Here is a 3,141-nt window from a genome sequence, read left to right as displayed (position 1 = left end):
GCTGTGCGCGCTTGCCGCATTCGGCATCGACCTTCTGCTCGCGGGGGCTCCTGCGACAGGGCGTGACGAGACGGTGCGAGAGGATGAGTGGCGGCTGCCTCGCTACGATGTCCGCGTGACCTCCTGTTATCGTCCTCCGTCCGTCGGGATCGACCGACCCTTTGAGCTGCGCCACACTGGGAGCATGCCTCTCCGACCTTTCAGCGACACATCCATGTCGACCAGGGTCTTCGCCGTTGAGCTGCCGCAGGATCACCGCCTCTCTGTCCTGTTCTCCGAGAACACAGGCACCCCGAACCGCGACCGTGCCCGCGTCGTCGCGTTGGACAACGGTCCCGGCGACCCCAAGCCGCTCTGTGACGGACTTCTCCTTGGAGCGTACAGAACCCTGAGCGACAGAGAGCTGCGTCTTCTTTGCTGGCGCACGTCGCTCGGCTACGAGGAGGTATCCCGCGACTCCAGGCTGACCCCCGCAGACCTCTTCCTGCTGAACTACTCACGCGAGAAGCACATGGACCGGGAGCTGAGTCTTCTGCGTGCCCTCAGAAGAGCCGCTCGAAGAGAGTCCCTGAGAGCCGACTGCTTCCTCGAGACGCGCTCGCCCGACGGTTCTCTGGTGTCGCAGACGCGCATCGAGCCGAACCGGAATCCGCTCGGAGGCATGGCGGTCGAGTTGGCGGACCGAAGCGTAGTCCTCGTCGGCTTCAACAACGGCTACCAGGTCAGTGAGTCGCTCTACAGAGAGCTGGCGCTCCCTTCACTTGAGGCGCGGAGCTTCGAGTCCCGTCGCGCTCTGGTCCGGAAGTACGGGAGCTTCCGCGGGGTGATGGCGGTCGACCTCGAGACCGGAGGCCTGCTCTGGGAGAGGCCGCTTGGGGTCAACAATGGAGCTCAGCCGGCTGTTGTTGATCTCACCGGAGACGGGGTCGAGGAGATCGTGCTGTCCACGTACAGCCCCGCGAACGGTGTGAGCGCGCGCGGCACCACCGATCTCGGGTACTCGTATATCCTCTGCCTCGACGCCTCGGGCCGCGAGCTCTGGAGGCACCGGCGAAGGGGCTGGTTCACCGGGACGCTCGTCAGCGTTGCCGACGTGACGGGAGATGGGCGCCCTGATGTGGTCGCCGTCTGGGCGTCGACGAAGGACAGGCAGCCGGCGCGGGTCACCGTGATCTCAGGAGAGGGGCAGCTCGTAGCCGAACGCCCTCTCGTCGGGGCGGGCGGCCTGGTGTTGGCGGATGTCACCGGCGACGGCGCGAGTGAGATACTCGTCGGCGAGTCGACCGGACGTCTTCTTGCCCTCGACGGCCGGCTCCGCACGACATGTGAGGGCACGGCGGCAGAGCACACCGGGTTCCGAAACAGACACCTCATGCCGCTCGCAGCGAATGACCTGGACGGAGATGGAAGAATGGAGGTCGTCGCCGCTTCGGTGGGGTGGACGATCCACGAGTGGAACACGACGATCAGATATGGATCGATCGAACCGGACTCGGTCGCGTACCTCGTCGTCCTCGACGGCAAGCTTCGCGAGCTTGCCCGATGCGAGACCCCCAACCGGAAGACCGGGTGGGGGTGGGGCCTCGGGCGGCACGGCTGCCTCGTGGCGGACCTCGACGACAGCGGAACGAACGAGATCATCCTTGGACCGGTGGACGGGGCTCTTCGCTTCTTCGAGCTCGTTCCGGAAGGGGATGCGAAGTGAGAGCAGCCCGCGTCCTCGTGTTCTGCGTCGTCCTCCTCGCCTCGGCGGCAACCGATGGGGTCGCACTGGAGCTCTTCGAGGAGAACGTCCTTCCTCAACAGTCCGCTGTCGCCACCTGTGCGACGCTGACCGGGGAGCCCCGCGGCTCCTCCCTCTCCGTCGACAAGCGGGACCTTGTCATAGGGTACGACGATGGAGCGCTCGTCGTCTTCCAGTACGATCCGCGAAGTCTGAACGCACCGGCCCACACGATCCGTCTCTCTTCGACAGAACCAGTGCTGGATGTTGTCGGCGTCCGCCCGGTCCCCAGCCGCTCATCAAGACAGGACGCCTTCGTGATCGCCCTCCAGCGCCGCAAGGCGTCCCTCGTGAGCACCGAGTCGATGCAGGTGGTTCACGAGACGGCTCTGCCGGGAATCGGAAGCTCGGGCTCGTTCGTGACGATCGACACGGATGAACGGGTCTGTCTCCTGGGAGGACCGTCGCCGCTGGAACTGGACGTTCGTCCGGCAGCTGACTCCTGGGAGCTCGTCGCCACCGCGCTGCCGGGACGGCTGGGCTCCTCGGCCGCGGCCGTTGCGATGAAGGACAGGCTCTTGTTCCTTCGGGAAGACCACGTGACCGAGGTGTCGGACGGTGGCCTCAGTAAGGTCCCCTTGGCGACCGGTGGTGTGGTTTCTTCGGTGTACGGCGCCTTCGGCGACTTCCTCGTCGTCGCATCGCGAGCCGACACCCTGAGTATCGTAATACTCGAAGAGCGTAGCGACGCCTGGTACGTCAGAGCGACGGTCCCCCTTCCCGGGGAGACGGGGACGCTCGTTGCGCTCACAGACACGACTCTCGTCGCCGCCGGTGGAAGGAGGGTCGCGTCGGGCGACTCCATCGGCTGGTTGGCGGTCGTGGACCCATCTGGTCGCGTCCTGGCCGAGGAAGAACAGCCGTTCCCCGTTTCGCATCTCGAGACGACGGATGGCTGGGTGGCGGCGCACGGGACGGACGGCGTGCTCTCCGTGTACGACTCACAACTCACGCCCCTCTGGGACCACGCTTCGATGATGCGCCCGGTCGACGTGCTCGCCGGCGACTTCGACGGGGAGGGGTCTCTCGACCTCGCGGTCGTCGGGAGAGTACGGCAGAGACATTCCCGAGCGGTCGTCGACTCCATGAGGGCGTTCCTTGAGCGTCCCGACCTCTTCGGCGACGCCGCACTTGTTGGGTCGGACGCCGCAGGACGAGGGGGGCGGTACGTACGACAGGTCTCGAGGGCCGTCATCTTCATGAGCGGACGAGGCGAACTTGAGGAGCTGCTCGGCCGTGAGATGAGGCTCGCCGAGGAGCGTCTTCTGAGAGGAGAAGCCGACAGCGCCGCGGTCCTTGCGAACCCGGGATGCTCCCTGAACTCCGTCCTCGACGATGTTCTCACGCTGCGGCAGGAG

2 protein-coding genes are annotated in these 3,141 nt (G+C 65.9%); both read left to right on the top strand.

The features are described from left to right. Positions 1 to 184 precede the first annotated feature (184 nt). Positions 185 to 1,705: a hypothetical protein gene (locus GF405_05555; protein MBD3367622.1), complete on the top strand. Its 1,521-nt coding sequence runs from the start codon at positions 185 to 187 to the stop codon at positions 1,703 to 1,705. Continuing rightward, on the top strand, positions 1,702 to 3,141 hold a 1,440-nt coding region (locus GF405_05550), incomplete at its 3' end, for a hypothetical protein (GenBank protein ID MBD3367621.1). The genes GF405_05555 and GF405_05550, both read left to right, overlap by 4 nt.

Source organism: Candidatus Effluviviaceae Genus V sp. (genome assembly GCA_014728125.1).
In the GTDB taxonomy this organism is placed as follows: domain Bacteria; phylum Joyebacterota; class Joyebacteria; order Joyebacterales; family Joyebacteraceae; genus WJMD01.
This window is presented reverse-complemented; position numbering and strand designations above follow the sequence as displayed.